General features: G+C 60.0%; 18 protein-coding genes. 8 read left to right on the forward strand and 10 right to left on the reverse strand.

Annotation, left to right across the window (positions count from 1 at the left end):
- Positions 1-169 precede the first annotated feature (169 nt).
- The 6 genes from DBAC_RS08765 to DBAC_RS08790 all read left to right on the forward strand — a co-directional run bounded on the left by DBAC_RS08765 (position 170) and on the right by DBAC_RS08790 (position 5,029).
- Positions 170-859, forward strand: a complete 690-nt coding sequence (locus tag DBAC_RS08765) for a precorrin-2 dehydrogenase/sirohydrochlorin ferrochelatase family protein (RefSeq protein WP_015773930.1) — start codon at positions 170-172, stop codon at positions 857-859.
- Positions 837-1,664 (forward strand): cytochrome C assembly family protein, encoded by an 828-nt coding sequence (locus tag DBAC_RS08770; RefSeq protein WP_015773931.1) that lies wholly within the window; start codon positions 837-839, stop codon positions 1,662-1,664. Before DBAC_RS08765 ends, DBAC_RS08770 begins: the two co-directional genes overlap by 23 nt.
- A gap of 20 nt (positions 1,665-1,684) precedes the next feature.
- A complete protein-coding gene (gene hemA / locus DBAC_RS08775; protein ID WP_015773932.1) occupies positions 1,685-3,013 on the forward strand; it encodes a glutamyl-tRNA reductase in 1,329 nt (442 codons plus the stop codon).
- 11 nt (positions 3,014-3,024) lie between these two features.
- Positions 3,025-3,357, forward strand: coding sequence for a hypothetical protein (locus DBAC_RS08780; protein ID WP_015773933.1), 333 nt, complete (start codon positions 3,025-3,027; stop codon positions 3,355-3,357).
- A gap of 11 nt (positions 3,358-3,368) precedes the next feature.
- Positions 3,369-4,373, forward strand: a complete 1,005-nt coding sequence (gene tilS, locus DBAC_RS08785) for a tRNA lysidine(34) synthetase TilS (protein ID WP_015773934.1) — start codon at positions 3,369-3,371, stop codon at positions 4,371-4,373.
- A gap of 311 nt (positions 4,374-4,684) precedes the next feature.
- Entirely contained in the window at positions 4,685-5,029 is a 345-nt protein-coding gene (locus DBAC_RS08790) for a PilZ domain-containing protein (RefSeq protein ID WP_015773935.1), read from the forward strand.
- A gap of 37 nt (positions 5,030-5,066) precedes the next feature.
- Here the strand turns inward: DBAC_RS08790 and DBAC_RS08795 are convergent, their stop codons facing one another.
- From DBAC_RS08795 to DBAC_RS08840, 10 genes are all read right to left on the reverse strand, one after another.
- Positions 5,067-6,710 (reverse strand): FAD-dependent oxidoreductase, encoded by a 1,644-nt coding sequence (locus DBAC_RS08795; RefSeq protein WP_015773936.1) that lies wholly within the window; start codon positions 6,708-6,710, stop codon positions 5,067-5,069.
- A gap of 181 nt (positions 6,711-6,891) precedes the next feature.
- Positions 6,892-7,968 (reverse strand): glycosyltransferase family 4 protein, encoded by a 1,077-nt coding sequence (locus DBAC_RS08800; RefSeq protein ID WP_015773937.1) that lies wholly within the window; start codon positions 7,966-7,968, stop codon positions 6,892-6,894.
- Positions 7,965-8,915: an aminotransferase class IV gene (locus tag DBAC_RS08805; protein WP_015773938.1), complete on the reverse strand. Its 951-nt coding sequence runs from the start codon at positions 8,913-8,915 to the stop codon at positions 7,965-7,967. Before DBAC_RS08805 ends, DBAC_RS08800 begins: the two co-directional genes overlap by 4 nt.
- Before the next feature lie 108 nt (positions 8,916-9,023).
- Positions 9,024-10,049, reverse strand: coding sequence for an aspartate-semialdehyde dehydrogenase (locus DBAC_RS08810; RefSeq protein WP_015773939.1), 1,026 nt, complete (start codon positions 10,047-10,049; stop codon positions 9,024-9,026).
- A gap of 18 nt (positions 10,050-10,067) precedes the next feature.
- A complete protein-coding gene (metF, locus tag DBAC_RS08815; RefSeq protein ID WP_015773940.1) occupies positions 10,068-10,955 on the reverse strand; it encodes a methylenetetrahydrofolate reductase [NAD(P)H] in 888 nt (295 codons plus the stop codon).
- A 16-nt stretch (positions 10,956-10,971) separates the two neighbouring features.
- Entirely contained in the window at positions 10,972-12,177 is a 1,206-nt protein-coding gene (locus DBAC_RS08820) for a type II secretion system F family protein (RefSeq protein WP_015773941.1), read from the reverse strand.
- A 66-nt stretch (positions 12,178-12,243) separates the two neighbouring features.
- A complete protein-coding gene (locus tag DBAC_RS08825; RefSeq protein WP_015773942.1) occupies positions 12,244-12,648 on the reverse strand; it encodes a (deoxy)nucleoside triphosphate pyrophosphohydrolase in 405 nt (134 codons plus the stop codon).
- Positions 12,645-14,588, reverse strand: a complete 1,944-nt coding sequence (abc-f, locus tag DBAC_RS08830; protein ID WP_015773943.1) for a ribosomal protection-like ABC-F family protein — start codon at positions 14,586-14,588, stop codon at positions 12,645-12,647. Before abc-f ends, DBAC_RS08825 begins: the two co-directional genes overlap by 4 nt.
- Positions 14,588-15,010, reverse strand: a complete 423-nt coding sequence (locus DBAC_RS08835; protein ID WP_015773944.1) for a hypothetical protein — start codon at positions 15,008-15,010, stop codon at positions 14,588-14,590. Before DBAC_RS08835 ends, abc-f begins: the two co-directional genes overlap by 1 nt.
- Before the next feature lie 38 nt (positions 15,011-15,048).
- Positions 15,049-16,050, reverse strand: coding sequence for a glycosyltransferase family 2 protein (locus DBAC_RS08840; protein WP_015773945.1), 1,002 nt, complete (start codon positions 16,048-16,050; stop codon positions 15,049-15,051).
- Positions 16,051-16,301: 251 nt separating this feature from the next.
- Here DBAC_RS08840 and mutY point away from each other — a divergent pair, with 251 nt between their 5' ends.
- Positions 16,302-17,384 carry an A/G-specific adenine glycosylase gene (mutY, locus tag DBAC_RS08845; protein ID WP_015773946.1) on the forward strand — a complete coding sequence of 361 codons (1,083 nt, stop codon included), beginning with the start codon at positions 16,302-16,304 and terminating at the stop codon, positions 17,382-17,384.
- Complete coding sequence (locus DBAC_RS08850) at positions 17,381-18,235, forward strand: esterase/lipase family protein (protein ID WP_015773947.1); 855 nt, start codon at positions 17,381-17,383, stop codon at positions 18,233-18,235. Before mutY ends, DBAC_RS08850 begins: the two co-directional genes overlap by 4 nt.
- Positions 18,236-18,251: the final 16 nt, after the last annotated feature.

Consider the following 18,251-nt stretch of genomic DNA (forward strand, 5'->3'; position numbering starts at 1 on the left):
CCCTTCATCTGGCAAAAAGCTGTAAAAGTCCAGAACTCCCCGGATTTTCAGACCGTCTCGCCTGTTCGGATCAGACCGGACCGCTTCGGTCCAGCCCTTACCGAATCAAACCGGGCTGACCGGGGCGGACGTCTTGGACAAGTGGGACCTGCTCTGCTAGACGGCACTCATGCGTTATTATCCTCTGCTTTTGGACCTGACCGACATGCATTGCCTGGTCATCGGCGCGGGCGAAGTCGGCCTGCGCAAGATCCAGGGGCTGCTGCAATGCAGAGCCGCGCTGGTCACAGCCATCGACCCCGCGCCGCCAAGCCGTGAGCTGACCGAGCTTCTTGCAAGGCAGGACAACTTCTCGTATGAACAGCGGCCCTTTGCCGAAAAGGACCTTGACCGGGCGCGGATTGTCTTTGCCTGCACCTCCGACCGCGAGGTGAACGCCGCCATCGGCAGGGCCTGCGCGCAGCGGGGGATTCTGTGCAACATGACCGATGCCCCGGAGCTTGGCACTTTCGTGCTCCCCGCCAGCATCACCCGCGGCGACCTGACCATCTCCATTTCCACCAGCGGTGCCAGTCCGGCCCTGGCCCGGGTCATCCGCCAGGATCTGGAGAAGCGATACGGACCGGAGTACGAGGCCATGACCCGTCTTCTGGCCGACATCAGGACCGCGCTGCTGGCCATGGGGCGCGGCAGTGATGAAAACAGGGAGATCTTCCGCAGGCTGGCCGCCTCTTCCCTGCCGGACCTGATCAAAAACGACGATCGGCACGCCTGCCTGGAACTGCTCCGGCGCGTGCTACCCACTGACCTGCACACACGAATCGGAGAATGGTGTGATGACTGCTTCCCGACTTTTTGAACTGATCATAGCACTGCTCTACCTGACCGGATCGGTCTCGTACCCCCTCGGGCTGGTCCTGCGCCGCGCGTTCCTGAAACGCATCGCGGCCTGGACATCGGCAGCGGCCTTTGGGCTGCATACCGTGGACCTGGCCTTGCGTTTTCAGGAACTGGGAGCCGCCAACCTGCAGCACGGCCAGTTCTACATGAGCCTCCTAGCCTGGTTTTTCGTGCTCATCTTTTTTGTGCTGTGGTGGCGCCTCAAACACGATTTTCTGTCCATGATCACCGCGCCCTTGGCGCTGATCCTCTTTTCCTCGTCCCTGGCGGTGCGCACCCAGGTCCTGGCCGTGCCCGAACACTTCAGCGCGCTGTGGTTCAGCCTGCACGTCGGCACCATCTTCGTTTCGCTGGCGCTCATCGCCATGGCCTTTGGCGCCGGGGTGGCCTATCTGCATCTGGAACGGCTGATCAAGACCAAAGCCAAGCTGCCCGGATTCTCCAAGGAGCTGCCCTCCCTGGAAACCTTCGACAGGGCCAATCACTGGGCCGTGAGCATCGGATTTCCCCTGTACTCCATAAGCGTGCTGGCCGGTTTCCTGTGGGCGTCCTTCACCTGGAAGAAGGTCATCAGCTGGGATCCGAAGGAACTGATCACCATCGTGATCTGGGCTCTTTTCGCCCTGCTTTTCCACCAGCGCATGGTCCTGGGCTGGCGGGGCCGCAAACCGGCCCGGACGGCCATAATCCTTTTCATACTTTGTCTTGTGTCCCTGGTCGGGGTCAACTTCCTGTTGCCGTCACACCACAGCTTTAGACAGTAATCTTTAGACATCACATATCCATGAATCAGGAAATCTATCTCGTTGGTTTGAATCACAAGACTGCTGGTGTCGATGTCAGGGAACGCTTCGCCCTGGCCGATTGCGACCCTGCCGCCGCCGGGCTGGTCAGCGACGCCGGAGCCGTGAGCGAAGTCATGATCCTTTCGACCTGCAACCGCGTCGAATTTTTGGTTGTCGGATCCAGCGACACCGACATGCGCGCAAAAATCCTGCGCTTTTGGGCCGACCAATGCGGGCAGCCCAAAAGCGATCTGGAAAACCACACCTACTGCCACGTAGGCCTTGATGCCGTGAACCACCTCTTCACCGTAGCCTCAAGCCTCGACTCCATGATCCTGGGCGAGCCCCAGATCCTGGGCCAGCTCAAGACGGCCTACCGGAACGCCGTGGAAAAAGGCGTGGCCAAGGTCATCGTCAACCGTTTGCTGCACAAGGCCTTTTCCGTGGCCAAAAGGGTCCGCACCGAGACGGCCATCGCCTCCAGCGCCGTGTCCATCAGCTATGCGGCCGTGGAACTGGCACGCAAGATCTTCACCGACCTGACCAACCACCGCGCCCTCTTGATCGGCGCCGGAGAGATGGCCGAGCTGGCGGCGACGCATCTGCTTTCCGCCGGCGTGCGCGACATCACCGTGGTCAACCGCACCCTGGCCAAGGGCGAGGAGCTGGCCAAGCAGTTCAAAGGACGCGCCATGCCCTTCGAAGAGCTGCCTCAGGCGCTGCTTGAAACGGACATCGTCATCAGCTCCACGGGCTCGCCCACGGCCATCATCCGTGCCAAGGACATGAAGGAGGTGCTGCGCAAGCGCCGCCACAGGGCGATCTTCTTCATCGACATCGCCGTGCCCCGCGACATCGACCCCGACATCAACGGCCTCGACAACGTCTATCTGTACGATATCGACGACCTCAAAGAAGTGGTCGAGGAAAACCTGGCCGGAAGGCAGCAGGAAGCGCAGAAGGCCAGAGGCATCGTCGCCGAGGAGGTCGGAGCCTTCATGCGCTGGCGGGACGGCCTGGAGTTGCAGCCAACCATCGTTGCGCTGCTGGATCAGGGCGAATGCATCGCGCGCAAGGAGCTCAGGAAATCCATCAAGCAGCTCGGCCCCAATCCGGACCCGCAGATGGTCGCCATCCTGGAACGACTGGCCAAATCCCTGTGCCATAAAATCTATCACGAACCCATCAGCTACCTCAAGCGCCGCTCCCTGGAAGAGGGCTCGGCCCAGCGCTTCATCCACAATGCCCGCCGGATGTTCAACCTGGACGAGGAAGCCATCCCCGAAGACGCCCATCTGGACCGAAAAATCCCGAGCGGCAGCAAATAACGGAGAATTCCATGCGCGCCTTTGTCATCGACGAAATCACTCCGGAAGACATGGAGAAGCTCGAAAGCCGTCTCAAGGAGCAGGAGCTTTTGAGCATCGAGCACCTTTACCACTTCAACCTGCCGCCCGCACTTCTCTCGCCCATGCAGCAGGAGCACGCCCCTGAATGCGGCCCGTTCTACATGGCCGTCGAAACAGGCCGCGACTGGGTCCGGCTTGAACTCCTGGTCCGGGCCAAACGCATCCTGCGTTGCGCGTGCATCGCCTACGCAACGCCCGCGCAACAGGAGCACATGATCTCCTACCTGGAAAACCTGCTCACAGACCTCAGTATTCCCCTCTGATCCCCAAAGTCATGCGACTTCAGGACATCCCTCGACACCTGGCCCGGCGCTGCCTTGGCATCCCACGCTTTTGCAGGGAGAGCCTGGGGGTCGAACTGCGCGGCACGCGCCTTGTCGTCGCCTATTCCGCCGGTCTTGACTCCACCGCCCTGTTGCATCTGCTACACCTGTTGCGCGCGCCCCTGAACCTGACCCTCATCGCGGCCCACGCCCACCACGGCCTGCGGCCCGAATCGGACCGGGAACTGGAGCATGCCCGGGAAGTCTGTTCCCGTCTGAGCATTGCCTTCCAAGCGGCGCACCTCGACATCCCTTCGCTCCAGGCCGCGTCGGGACGCGGTCTGGAAGAATGCGCACGCCAGGCGCGCTATGCGTTTTTGGAATCCGTGCGGCAGGAGCATCAGGCGGATTGGATCACCACGGCGCACCATGGCGACGATCTGGCCGAAGACATCGTCATGCGTCTCTTGCGCGGCACGGGCTGGCCTGGTCTGGGCGGAATGCCGGGCGTGGACCCGAAACGCGGACTGCTGCGGCCGCTGCTGGATTGGGAAAAAAACGGACTACGCAGCTTTCTGGAAGAAACCGGGACAGGCTGGTGTGAAGACCAGTCCAACGCCTCGCCGGACCGCACCCGCAACAGGGTTCGCCATGACATCCTGCCGCTCCTGCGCCGCGAGAACCCATCGTTTGCCAAGACCTCCATGCAGCTGTGGACCCTGGCCCAAATCGACGAGGAGTACTGGAGCCAGGCGCTCCCCCTCCTGCCCGCTCCGATGCGGAATTTCCTTCTGGCTTCGGCACTGCTCGACGTGCACCAGGCAAAGCGCCTGCGCCTCTATAAAACCATCCTTGACTCCATGGGACCGGGCCAGGTCCTGGCGAGCCATCTTTTGCGCCTCGACACGGCCTGGATGCGCAAAAATTGTGGCCGCGCCATCCAGTTTCCCGGCGACAAGGTCGCCTCCGTGCAACCCGAAGGCATCCGCTTCCACTTTCAAAAGCGTTCCTCGTAAAATCCACAATTTCCGGAAACAACCCCGCCATCGCCGCGACGATCTGAAAAGACAGCATTTTTTATCACTACTCTTCCAAAATTTATAACAGCTATATTCCACCACCTGTTTCGCTGAAAAAATCCCCCACCCGAAAATTATCCGGAAAAACTGGAACAGGTTATTAATCCTGCGCATAATTCACGCCGTAATCGTACTTAAACAGATGGGCCCAAAACACAAAACTACCCGGCATATATTTTGCTAACACCTACGCGAAATACGTAGTTCAGATACAGAGAGCCTGATGCCGGAGCAAGAACGAGGTGCGCATGAGAGTCAGAAACAAAGGGGATAATCGCGAAAAAAATCGCATTCCACAAGAGGCCATCATTCGCTTTTGTACCGGAGAACAGGAAGAATGCCGGCTTGCCAGGATGATCAATTACAGCAGCACCGGCATGTACCTGGAATTGAACTACCCGCCTCCAAAGCTTGGCGCCAATCTGCTCATCGAAGTTCTGGAGGAAGACGCGCTCCTGGACCCTCTGGTAGAATATCAGAACCCGAAAACATGCTATTACGCAAAAGTCGTCTGGAAAAAGAACCTGCCTGACTCAAACGCCGAGTTCGGCGTCGGGTTGCGCTACCTTTCCTCGGTTCCTCAGGAAAGTTGAGGTTGCGCGACTGCTTTGGCCCCTTGCGGGGCCATTTTCATGCCTTGCGCGCCGCCGCTTCCGTCTTGCGTCTGGTCAAATCCTCGAAAACGGCCATGGCCGCCGAAGCGCCCTCGCTGACAGCCGTGACGATCTGCTGCACCCCGCCGGTTATGTCTCCGGCCGCATAGATGCGCGGGATGCTGGTGCGGCCCAGTCTGTCGACGCGGATATAGCCGCCCGGCTCCTGTGCCAAGCCCAGATGAGACACGGCCTCGACATTGGGCACGATGCCGATGGCCAGAAAAACTCCGTCCACGGGGATGCGCTCTGTTTCACCGGTCTTGACGTGCCGGACGCTTATGAACGTAAGCGTCTCTTTTCCGCCGATCTCCTCGACAACGCTGTTCCAATGCACGGGAATCTCCTCCCTGAGCACGGAATCGACAAGATGCTGTTCGGCCCGGAAACTGTCGCGGCGATGCACGATGAATACATCCACACCCAGATTCTTCAGGTGCAGGGCGTCGGTCAGGGCGGTGTTTCCGCCGCCGACCACGGCGACCTTTTTGCCCTTGAACATGAATCCGTCACACGACGCGCAAAAGGACACACCCTTGCTCATGAAGCGGTCCTCGCCGGGCACGTCCAGCTTCTTCCAGGACGCACCCGCCGCATATATGACGGCATCCGCCACATATACCAGATCCTGGGTCAAAACTTCCAGTTTCCTGCCGACCTTGATCTCCTCGACGGTCTGACCGGTGATGACGTCCACGTACTGTTTGGCCTGCTCGTGGATCATGTCCATGAGCATCTTGCCGCCGATGTTGATGAAGCCGGGATAGTTCTCCACTTCCGGAGTGATGCTGACCAGGCCGCCGACAATGCCTTTTTCCAGCACCACGGCGTCAAGACCTGCGCGTTTGGCGTATATTCCGGCCGTAAGACCCGCAGGTCCGGAGCCGATAATGACCACGTCATGATAGCTTGCATCTGCACTGTCTTTCCCGCTCCTTTCCTCCGCCATGTCCTTGGCGGCCTTGAGCGTCACGAGTTGCAGAACAAAGGCCAGCTCCGACTCCATGCCCACGGTGGACAACTTTTCGTCGTCATAAACCGTGTGCGGGATGGAGCCCACGGAGTACTCTTCCGCGTACTCCGGGTTTTCCCCGGTCTCGACGCATTCGACACTGACCAAAAGCGGTTTCTCGATGGCCGCCTTGATGGCGTTGACGCACTGCCCGGGGCAATACGGACAGGTCGGGCTGACAAAAACCTTGACCTGGCGGGGCTCCTCCAATTCCTGCAGCAGCTCCTTGCTGCGCGCGGACAAGAAGCTGTTGCCCGTTGAGGCCATCATCAGGGCGTGCAAAAAGGCCTGCCCTTCCTCACCGGCCGGAGCGCCGGTAAAACGAATGGAATATTTTTCGGGTGCGATGAGCAGCGTCGGGAACCGCTCCACGCCAAACTTTTCGTTGGCCTTTTCATCTGCGGAATGCAGGTTGAGGGTGACCTTGTCGGTTAGGCGAACAAGATCCTTCATCAGATTGCGCGCGAAGTCGGCGTAGGCATCGTTCTGCCCGGGCGTAACGAACAGATGCACGGGCACCACTTCCTTGAAATCCTTCAGATAGGAGGCCAGAGCCTTGCGCTGATCCTCAGGCAGAAACCATTCGTCTTTGTTGCTTGCTTTGGTCATAAGAACCTCCGGAGAAAGAGTAACGAGGATTGCGAACTTTTTCTCTAACGTCTTATGCGAATTTGTCAAAGCGCGACCAATGGTTGCGACGAATCGCCACACTGGTCCCGGCATAAAAAACGAGAATTTGAGGGAGGGTCACGAAAGAAGAAGCATGAAGACCATGCGCATCCGGCACGACTTAAACAGGAAGAGCCGAGGCATAGGCCCGAAGATAGGCCGCATGCATCCCGGATGCATCATACGCCGCGACATCAAGGATCCCTGCCGAAACGAGCTTTTCGACCAGGGCGGAATTTTCCCGCAGGCGATCAAGTTGCCGCGCCAGGGAGGCAGGGTCCCCGTTGGAAAAGACGAGCCCGTTGACCTCGTCGCGAACCAACTCAAGGTTGGCAGGAAGATCGGAACAGACCACGGGCACGCCCGCGGCCCATCCTTCCTTGATGACCCCGCTTGAACCCTCGCCATGAGCCGATGGCACAACCAGAACGTCAAGGCTGGGCAGAATGAGAGAACTCTCGACCCGCCCTTTCCACGCGATGTGTTCTGAAAGGCCCAGGTTTTCGGCCTGACGCTTCAGGTCCGCCTCCAAGGCCCCATCGCCGACCACCCAGACCTTTGGCACATGTGCCAGCAGCGAGAGGGCCCTGAAAAACTGGGCGTGGCCCTTTTGTGGGGAAAGAGCGCCGATGATGCCCACCCGCCCGAAGTTTCCGGGTTCCCGGCGGGAGTATCTATCAAGCACGATGGCGCTGGGGATGACCGCTGTGCGGCGAACTCCGGCTCCGCGAACCACATCCTCCACCTCCCGGCTGACACAGACCACCAGGGTTCCGAGCCGGTATTTCCAGCGACTCCATCCCTGGCCCAGAGCATAGGACACCCGCCGGGTATGGATCAGGGTCAGGTCCCGTCGGAAGAGGTGCGCCAAGGCCCCAAGAGAGGCGGCGCGGGCGTCGTGAGTGTGCAGGATGGTAGGCGAGGAAGGAAGTATGCGGAGCAGTGCGAGCAGATTGAGGGGATGATAATCACGTCTGCGAGGCAGCGTCGCAATCTTTATCCCGAGTTCAAGAGCGGCATCAAGAATGGGTGCGCCTTGCGGCGCGGCCACGCGCACCTCTACCCCGGCCTTGTGCTGTTCGCCGGCAAGATAGATGACCTGCCGTTGTCCGCCCCTGAATTCGCAGCCAAGATCCAGATGCGTCACTCCTATAGCCGCAAGCGACGCCATCTCCCGGTCTGCCGCCTGACGTATCATGCCCGCAGCAGCCGCTGGCCGTGGGCCTTGCGGTCCTCCACCAGCAACCCGCGCAGGCGCAGGCCGACAGGACCGGGGACGCCGTCGCCCACGACACGGCCATTGTAGCGAACCACGCCCACCGCGTCGATGCTGGTGCCAAGAAGAATGATTTCACGGCAGTCGTACAGCTCGGATTCGGGCACGGGGCGGGTGGCGACCGGCATGAAACCCTCGGCCAGGCTCATGGCCCGCTTCAGGGTGGTGCCCATGAGGGCGTTCTTGAGCTCGGGCACGACGAAAACCCCGTCCCTGTCCACCAGCACCGCGTTCTCCGTGGAGCCTTCGGCCAGAAAGCCGTCCCCGTCGAAGCAGAGCGGATAGTCCGCGCCCTGCTCCACGGCGTCCTTTTTCATCAGCACGTTGGGCAGGTAATTCACGCTCTTGATCTGGGACATCCAGCCCTGCTTGGCCGGAATGCGCGTACGCACTGCGCTGACCCCGACAGTCCAGAAGGATTCGGGCTTGCGGACGAAACGCTTGGCCGCGATGTACAGGCTCGACTGCGGGCATTCACGAGTGTCGAGGGTGAAGCCGCCCGGGCCGCGTCCCACAAAGACCATGACGTTGCCTTCGCTCGCGCCGCTGGCCAGGCAGACCTGCCGGATCAGATCGTCCAGTTCGGCGGTGCCGATCGGCAAGGCAAGTTCAATAGCGCCGGCGGAACGCTCCAGACGCAGCAAATGCTCGTCCAGCTGATAGATGGCTCCGTCCTCAAAACGCAGCGCCTCGAAAACGCCGTCGCCGCGGTGCACAAGGTGGTCATCGAGGGGTATGAGCATGAGGCGCGGATTGGTGAAAATCGCACCCAGCCGATGATCGTAGAAAGCCAGAAAATTCTCCTCGCCGGGGCGCGGGGTAGCCTGCAAACGTTCCCAAAAGAGCTGCTCGTTTCCGATTTCAACCATCTTTCCCTCCATGACGGCATGGGCCACCCCGCTGCGCGTCGCTCGCAAAACACGCCCCGAGCCGTTTTTAGGTTCGGGGCGTGCGGACAACTAGAAACGTGTAGGAACTTACGAAATGCGCAAAAGATCGCGTTCCAGGAGCACCTCCGCGATCTGGACGGCGTTCAGAGCCGCGCCCTTGCGGATATTGTCGGCCACGATGAACATGTTCAGGCCGTTCTCGATGCTCTCGTCCTCGCGGATGCGGCCCACGAAGGTCTCATCCTCGCCCGCGGCGAAAATGGGCATGGGATAGATCTTCTCGCCGGGATTATCGAGGACGCGCACGCCGGGAGCCTGAGACAGGATGGCGCGGGCCTCCTTGGAGGTGAGCTTCTTTTCGGTCTCGATGTTCACGCTTTCGCTGTGGCCGTAGAAAACCGGCACGCGCACGGCGGTGGCGGTGACCCGAATGGAATCGTCGCCCATGATCTTCTTGGTCTCAAGGACCATCTTCATCTCTTCCTTGGTGTACTCGTTGTCCAGGAAGACGTCGATCTGGGGCAGGCAGTTGAAGGCGATGCGGTGCGGATAAACCGTATTGGTGGCTTCCTGGCCGTTGAAAAGCTGACGCACCTGATTTTCCAGTTCGACGATGGCCTTCTGGCCGGTGCCGGAAACAGCCTGATAGGTGGAGACCACGACGCGCTTGATGCGGGCGGCGTCATGCAGCGGTTTTAAGGCCACGACCATCTGGATGGTCGAACAATTGGGGTTGGCGATGATGCCCTTGTGCCAGGCGAGATCATCGGGGTTGACCTCGGGGACGACCAGGGGAACGGCCGGGTCCATGCGCCAGGCGCTGGAGTTGTCGACCACCACGCAACCGGCCTTGACCGCGCAGGGCGCGAATTTTTCGGACGTGGAACCGCCGGCGGAAAAAAGGGCCAGATCAACGCCGACAAAGGAATCTTCGGTCAATTCCTGCACCGTCAGTTTTTTCGCGCCGAATTCCACTTTGGTACCCGCGGAGCGCGAAGAGGCAAGAGCCCGCACTTCCGCATGGGGGAAATTCCGGCGAACCAACGTATCGAGCATCTCTCTGCCAACGGCGCCAGTCGCGCCAACCACGGCCACTACGGGAATCTTCTTCATCGTCGCCTCCAAAATATGTTACTTCAGCCCATCCCTGCTCGAAAAATCCTTCCAGATATCCAGGCAGGTATCGGCTTTATTAAGAGTGTAGAGATGCACTCCAGGGGCTCCCCGGTCAAGCAGATTTCGGATCTGGCTCTTGGCGTAACCCAGTCCCAGCCCGCGCACCCCGCTCTCGCCGTAAACCTTGTGCACATGCTCCAGATCGCGCATGTACCCTTCAGGCACGGAAGCCCCGCAAAAGGTCAGCATGCGCTGCAGGGCCCCAAGGTTCTGGACCGGCAGAATGCCCGGGATGATGGGCACGCCGATGCCCGCCGCCCTGGCCCTAACCACGAAATCGAAATACCTGTCGTTATCGAAAAAAAGCTGTGTGATGACGAAATCGGCGCCGCTTGCGACCTTGTGTCGCAAACGCTCCAGATCATCCGCCATGCTCGGGGCTTCGGGATGTTTTTCAGGATAGCCCGCAACGCCGATGCACAGATCGGAAAACTCCTGCCGGATGAAGGAGACCAGGTCGCTGCCGTGCTGAAACTCTTCACTGTCGGGGGTGAAGGATGTTTCACCCCGAGGCGGGTCGCCACGCAGAGCAAGCACGTTATCGACGCCGGCCTCACCCAGGCCGGACAAAAAGGAGCCAAGCCTGGCCCGGTCCGCTCCGACACAGGTCAGATGCGCCAAAGGCTCCAGGCCATATTCCTGCTTCATGCGGGTCACTATCTCCAGCGTGTTGTGCTGGGTGCTGCCGCCCGCGCCATAGGTCACGGAACAAAACAGGGGCGCGAGCGCTCTGAGCTGACGCACGACATCAAAAAAACCGGGCCACTGCGCCCGGTCTTTGGGGGGAAAGAACTCCAGCGACAGGAAAGGTTCCTGCCGCTGAAGCAACTGGGAAATACGCACGAAAAACTCCCTGAACTTACGCTACGGTGTCGGCGATGGAGAAGATGGGCAGGTACATGCTGATGACCAGTCCACCAACGACCACGCCCAGAAAAACGATCATGATCGGCTCGATGAGAGAGGTCAGGGCGTCAACGGCCACGTCGACCTCGTCATCATAGAAATCCGCGATTTTTGTCAGCATGGAATCGAGCGCGCCCGTGGTTTCGCCGATGGCGATCATGTGGATGACCATGGGCGGGAAGACCCCGGTGTCATCAAGCGGTTCGGCCAGGCTCTGGCCTTCGGCGATGGATTTCTTGGCTTCGAGCACGCCCTTTTCAACGGTCTTGTTGCCCGATGTGCGCGAGACGATATCCAGCGCGTTCAATATCGGCACGCCGCTTGAAACCATGGTCGCCAGCGTCCGGCTGAACTTGGCCACGGCGGCCTTGCGCAGCAGGGGGCCGAAGACGGGCAGAAAAAGAACCCAGCGATCGACAAGGATCTTCCCCTTCTCCCATTTGTAGAAAAACTTGAAGGCGACAATAAAAGCGATGATGCCGCCCACCAGCAACATGAAATTGTTGATGACGAAATTACTCATGTTGATGACTATCTGGGTCGGCAGGGGAAGCGCGCCGCCGGATTCGGTGAACATCTGCTCAAAAGTCGGGATGACGAAGATGAGGATGACCGCGATGACCGCCACGGCCACGGTCACGACCACGCCCGGGTAGATCATGGCGCCCTTGATCTTGGCTTTGAGCTTGGCGGCCTTCTCGATGTATTCGGCCAGACGTATGAGGACCTGGTCCAGAATACCGCCTGTCTCACCGGCGTTGACCATGTTGGAATAGAGCGCGTCAAAAATGTCGGGATGTTTTTTGAGGGCCTCGTACAGGGAGCTGCCGCCCTCGATGTCGTTTCTGACCGCATAGAGCTTGCGGCGCAGCTTGGGGTTCTCGGTCTGCTCGCACATGATCTGCAAGGCCTGCAGGATGGGCACGCCTGCGTTGATCATGGTGGCGAACTGCCGGCTGAAGACGACCATGTCGCGATCGGACACACCGCCCTCAAGAAAGGTGCCTTCCAGAATGTCCTTGGGTTTCGGCTTGACCCGGACATTGCCATATCCTTTGCGTCGCAGGATATTTTCGGCAAATTCAAGGCTTGGAGCGTCCAAATCCCCTTTGACCGATCTACCGCCGCGTGTTTTTGCCTTATAGATAAAGACAGGCATGAACGTCCTCCAGAAGTTGGGTCGGAAAAATACGTAACCAATCGCTACCGCGAGTCCGGTGGGGGTTCAACGCGTTTGCAGGCATGCGGAAAGTTCGGACAGAATTTCCTCGTCAGCCGGCAAAAAAGAATACCCCCGGGCTTCTTCACATGTGATCCATGCCAATTCCTGGCCTTCACGCGGCGTTGGTGCGCCGGAAAATTCAGTCACAAGATGAAAGAAAAGCCGAATTGCACGTCCTTTAACCTTTTTTTCCTTTACTTTCCAGAGGGAAAAAGCATCTATTGCAATGGATAATTCCTCTTCCAGTTCCCGGGCAAGAGCCTGCCCAAGCGTCTCTTCAGCCTCGACCTTGCCGCCCGGAAATTCCCAGAATCCGGACTCGGACATGGATAGAGATCGCCGGGCGGCCAGAAACCTGTCGTCGCGCACGATGATCCCGGCCACCACGTCAATGCTGCCGACCGTCATGCATCCCTCTGAATTTCAAGCTCCTGCAGTTCCTTTTCCAGATAAGCCAGATCCGACATCAAATCTTCGGCCCTGTTCTGCAAGGCCGCGAAGCGCTGCCCCAGTTCGCGGGACAGGGACACGTCCTCGTAGGTGACCGGGTCAGCCAGCTGCGTCTCCAGCGTTTCCTGCTCGACCAGATTGGCTTCCAGTTCCGCTTCGAGCTTCTCGTATTTTTTGCGCAGGGGTTTGAGCTGCTGGTAGATCCTGTTGCGCATCTCCGCCTGCTCGCGCTTCTTGAGCTTCTGCTCGTTGCGCACCGCGCGAGTCATGTCCGGTTTTTCCAGTTCCTGCGCCTCGCGAGCCTTCTTGCGGGCATGATACTCATCAAAGCCGCACTGATGCATCTCGATGCCGTCGGCATGCAGTTCCCAGATTTCGCTCACCACCTCGCTCAGGAGATAGCGGTCGTGGGCGACCACCAGCATGGTGCCCTGGTAGGCCGAGAGGGCATCCATGAGGGCCTCGCGGCTCTCCATGTCCAGGTGGTTGGTCGGTTCGTCAAGAATGAGGAAATTGGCGCGGCTGAGGAAAAGGGTGCTCAGCACCAGACGATTCTTTTCGCCGCCGCTCAGGTCCTCGACCTTCTTTTCCCAGTAGCGTTCGCCGAGCATGAACAGGCCGAGGGCGGATTTGAGCTGCAGGTCCGTGCATGACGGCGAGGCCAGGCGCTTGATCTCGGACATGACCGTGGAGGCCGGTCGCACGATGTCGGTCTGGTGCTGGCTGAAGTACCCGGTGACGATGCTTGAGCCCATGTTGATGTGGCCCTGGCTGGGCTTTAATTGACCGTTGATGAGCTTGATCAAGGTCGATTTACCCCGGCCATTGGGACCGACCAGCCCAATTTTCTGACCGCGATAGAGGTTGAAGGACAGATCGGAAAAAAGGGCCGCGTCCGGAAAGGAAAAGGACAGCTCCACTGCGGACAGCACGGTCTGATTGCCCCGCTCGGGCTCGGGCCAGCTGAAAGACAGGGTGCGGGCGCGGGTCTCGGGGGTCAGAGTCTGAAGTTCGCTCTGGAGCTTGCCAATCTGGCCGAGCCTGCTCTGGGCCTGCCTGGCTTTGGTGGCCTTGGCCCGAAAGCGGTCCACGAAGGCCTGCTTCTTGCTGATCTCCGTGCGCAATTTTTCGGCTTGCCGCCGGAGCTGATCGCTCCGCTCGGCGTTCCATTCCAGAAATTGGGAAAAATTGCCGTCGCGCAAAAAAGGCTTTTCCCCGCCAAGAAACAGCACCTTGTTTGCGACCCGGTCCAGAAAATAGCGATCGTGAGCCACAAAGACGAGGACGCCCTCGAAGCCCAGCACGTAGGACTCAAGCCACTCCACCGCCTCAAGATCGAGATGGTTGGTCGGTTCGTCCAGAAAGAGGATGTCGGCCCCGGCCACCAGCACCCGGGCCAGCTTGGCCCGTTCGCGCCAACCACCGCTCAGTTCGCCCACGGGGCGGGAAAAGACCGCAGGGGCAAAGCCCAGTCCGGACAGGATGGCGTGGGCCCTGTGCTCGGGATTATACCCGTATTGATGCTCCAGCTCCTCCTGCCGGTCATGCAACCGGATCAGGGCGGCTTCGTCGTTCTGATCCAGGGCGGCACGCCACTGGGTCCAGAATTCCCCCCACGAGGGCAGCACCTCGAGCACGAAATCCTGCAGGGGTTTGGCGAGATCGGCCGCCCCCAGTTCCTGCTGCACGAACCCTATCTGCGAGCCCTTGGGCACGGTCACCTTGCCGGAGTCGGGCGAAGTCTCCCCGGCCATGATCTTCAGCAGCGTGGACTTGCCGCACCCGTTGGGGCCAACCAGCGCAAGCCTGGTCCCGGAATGGACCTCCATGGACAGGCCCATGAAGAGATCCACTCCGGAATACGCCTTGGAAACAGCTTGAACAGTAATCTTGGACATTATTCCGCTTCGAAGAAAATGGACATCTGAGTCATAAGAGAAGTGACGGACTTGTTGAACATGTCTTCGGAGAAATCCGTGGCCACGAACTTGGTCTGCAGCATGAGGAACTCTTCCTGCTCTTCGCCCAGCGGCGGGGTGATGGTCAGGGACGCGCCGAGCAGGTCGCCATTGATGATCAGAAGGTCCATCAGATCTTCCTTGCTGACCTCTTCGATGGAGCCCAGGGACAGGGAAACGGTCACCGTGGGCACATCGAGGGTGCCCTCGTTGGATTCCAGGGACAAAAAGCCGCTGGCGTCCTCGCCAAGTTCAAATCCCCAGATGGCGCCGTCTTCCGAGGCCGGAGAAACCAGCTCGCTCTCGGTCGCGGCCGCTTTGAGTACGGTCTCCATTTCTTTGGCAAACTTAATCAGATCCATATATCCACCTCAACGTGTAAAAGTGTGATGCCGGCCCTTCAGGCGGCCAGCAGAAAATGTATCCCGGCAATCCAGCCTCGCTCTTCAAGTTCCGAGGCGATGCGCGCCCCGGCTCCCCTGCTCCCCACATAGGACACAAGAAATTCCCCCTGCGGAGCGCCCACGTCGTGCCACGAACAGACCGGACGGCCGCCGGCCCGTTGACCGATCTTGTCCGGATCGACCTCCAGCCAGCAATCGATGACAATGCCGTGTTCCTCAAGCATCAGGGCCCGACGCCGGGTGATGCGCCCGCCGCCGATGATCGACACCCGGCCTATGCCCCTGGAAGCAAGCCACCGGGCCAGGTATCCGGCCTTGGTGCGGTAGAATGCATCGGGATCATAGCGGGGGTCCGTGCGCGTCAGCCGGGAAGGCGGATCGTTCCAGATCAGCACCTCCCGGGGAATCTTGTCCATGCGCACGCCGGCGGCCATCAGGCGCAGCAGAAATTCGTAATCTTCCGGAAACGGGCCGTCATAAAACGGGCCGCACCGGCTGACAAGCTCTTTGCGGAACATTATGCTAGGATTGGCATAAGGCGACTCCACAAAGCGGGACACAGAAATTTCCTCTTCCGTGACCAGGGTGTTGGTCCAATCCACGTAGGCTTTGTAGCCCCGACCTGTCTCGGGATCACCGCCGAAACGGACCAGTCCGCCGACCAGGCCCAGGTGGGGGTGACGGTCCAGATGGGCCTTTTGCAGGGCCAGGCGCTCGGGCAGGCAGACATCGTCGCTGTCCATGCGGGCCACATACTCGCCCCGGCAGTGCTCTACGGCAAAATTCATGGCCTGCACCACGCCCCCGTGCGGACGGTCGAAGACACGGATTCTGGAATCCCGGGCCGCGTATCTCCGGAGCAGGGCCAGGGTGTCGTCCAGGGATCCATCGTTGACGGCCACAACCTCGAAATCCTCCCAGGTCTGGGCCAGCAGACTCTCCAGGCAGGCCTCAAGACCTTCCTTGGAATTGTAGCACGGCAAGGCAACGGAAATCATGCCCAGCCCCTGCCAAGCCAATGATCATCGACACGGACCTCGCTCACGGCCGCAAGGCAAACACAGGCAAAAGACATCAACCCCCCGGAACGTCAATTTCGGACCGGCCTTGACAGCGCTCCAAGCGCTGACCAAAGCAAAGCACAGATTTCATATTTCCCGCATAAGGTAAATCAATCCCGCCAACCCGGAACCACGGAAGCCCGTCAATGCCTTCACCGCCCCGAAGCAACGCAGCTTCAGAGAAACACATGGCCGCAGCCCTCTTGGACTGGTTTTCCCGTCACAAGCGCGACCTGCCCTGGCGTGAGACCTACAGCCCCTATCATGTCTGGATCTCGGAGATCATGCTCCAGCAGACGCAGATGGAACGCGGCGTGGACTATTTCAACCGCTGGATCGCCCGCTTCCCCGATCTGACCAGCCTGGCCACGGCCCAACAGGACGAGGTCCTGAAACTCTGGGAAGGTCTTGGCTACTATTCGCGCGCCCGCAATCTGCACAAGGCGGCGCAAATCGTCATGGACCAGCACGGCGGAACCCTGCCGACCTCCACGGAAGCGCTGCTGTCCCTGCCGGGCATCGGTCCGTACACGGCACGGGCCATCGCCAGCATCGCCTTCAAACAGGATGTCTGCGTCGTGGACGCCAACGTCGAACGGGTCGTTAGCCGCCTGTACGACATCGAGCAACCCATAAAATCCCGCCAGGCGCAGGAGGAAGTCGGCAAATTCGCGCTCCGGCTCCTGCCAAAAGGCCATGCGCGGGACTTCAACCAGGCGCTGATGGAATTCGGCAGCCTCGTCTGCTCCCCCCGCAATCCCGCCTGCACCGGGTGCTGTCTGGCAGATTTCTGCCTGGCCAGGAAAAACGGCGTGCAGGAGGATCGCCCCGTCATCGTCAAGGCGCCCTCGCCCATCTACATATCCATGGCCACGGGAGTCCTGATCCATGACGGCCGCATCCTGACCCAGAAACGTAAGGCCGACGACATCTGGGGAAATCTATGGGAGTTTCCAGGCGGGGTCGTGGAGGCCGGTGAGACGCCAGGTCAGGCAGTAATCCGCGAATACCTGGAAGAAACAGGGCTGATCGTAAACCATCCCGAGCCCATCGCCTCCTTCAAGCATTCCTTCACGCGCTACCGGGTCACCTTGCACGCCTTCCGCGTCACCCTGCTCTCAAGCCCGGAGGAACTGATTCTGAAGGCCGCCCAGGAGCATCGCTGGGCCGGGTGGTCCGAAATCATGAAGCTGGCCTTTCCGGCCGGTCATCGCAAACTCGTCCGCCACCTTCATAACGACTCGAAATTCCTGGCAAAGGTAAACCCATGATCACATTTCTGCTGACCATCCTGCTCACGGCGATACTCATTCTCGCCCTCTTGACCTACACCCTGTTCTGCTACGAGGAGACCAACCAGACAGGCAAGCCGCTGCGGCCGTACCTGGCCCTGGCCGCAAAAACCGCTCTGCGCAGCATGCTGAGCGAGATCATAATCCTGCTTCTGCACCCTTTGGGCCTCTGGCCCCGCCTCTGGAAGAAGCCCGCCGGGGGGCGGGATCTGGTCGTGCTCGCGCATGGACTTTTCCACAACCAAAGCGCCTGGATCCTCTTTCGCCGCTGGCTGCAGGGCCACGGTTTCGCCCCGGTCTGTTTATCCTACGCAAGCTGGGGAGCCGAGTGGAACGAGACCGTCGACGCGCTGCGGGAGGATCTTAAAGCCCTCTTGGCCACGCATCCGGACCGGGAAGTGCATCTGGTCGGGCACAGCATGGGCGGCCTTTTGCTGTGGTCGGCCCTGGCCCAACTCGACGACAAGGACAGCAGACGCATCAAGAGCCTGGTCACCATGGGCACGCCCTTTGCCGGGAGCAAGCTCTCCCCCTTCGGCCTGTCCTCGCTGGGCAGGTATCTTGGATATGAGGGCGAGACCGTGCGCCGCGTGACAGGCTTGCCCCTGCCCGCCCATGTGCGCCGCCTGGCCCTGCATTCCCCCGCGGACAACATGGTGCTGCCGAACTCGGCCCTGCGCTGCCAGGCTCCCGGATGGCATGAATTGGAGACAACGCCCGTCAGCCATGTCGCCATGCTCCATTCTCGCGGCGTATTCCGGGAAGTCCAGCGCTGGCTCAGCGCTGCCTGCGCAGACGAAAGGCCACAAGCCGCTCGGGAACGCGCCTGACCCATGCCTGTCCCGT

Source organism: Desulfomicrobium baculatum DSM 4028 (assembly GCF_000023225.1).
Taxonomy (GTDB): Bacteria; Desulfobacterota; Desulfovibrionia; order Desulfovibrionales; family Desulfomicrobiaceae; genus Desulfomicrobium; species Desulfomicrobium baculatum.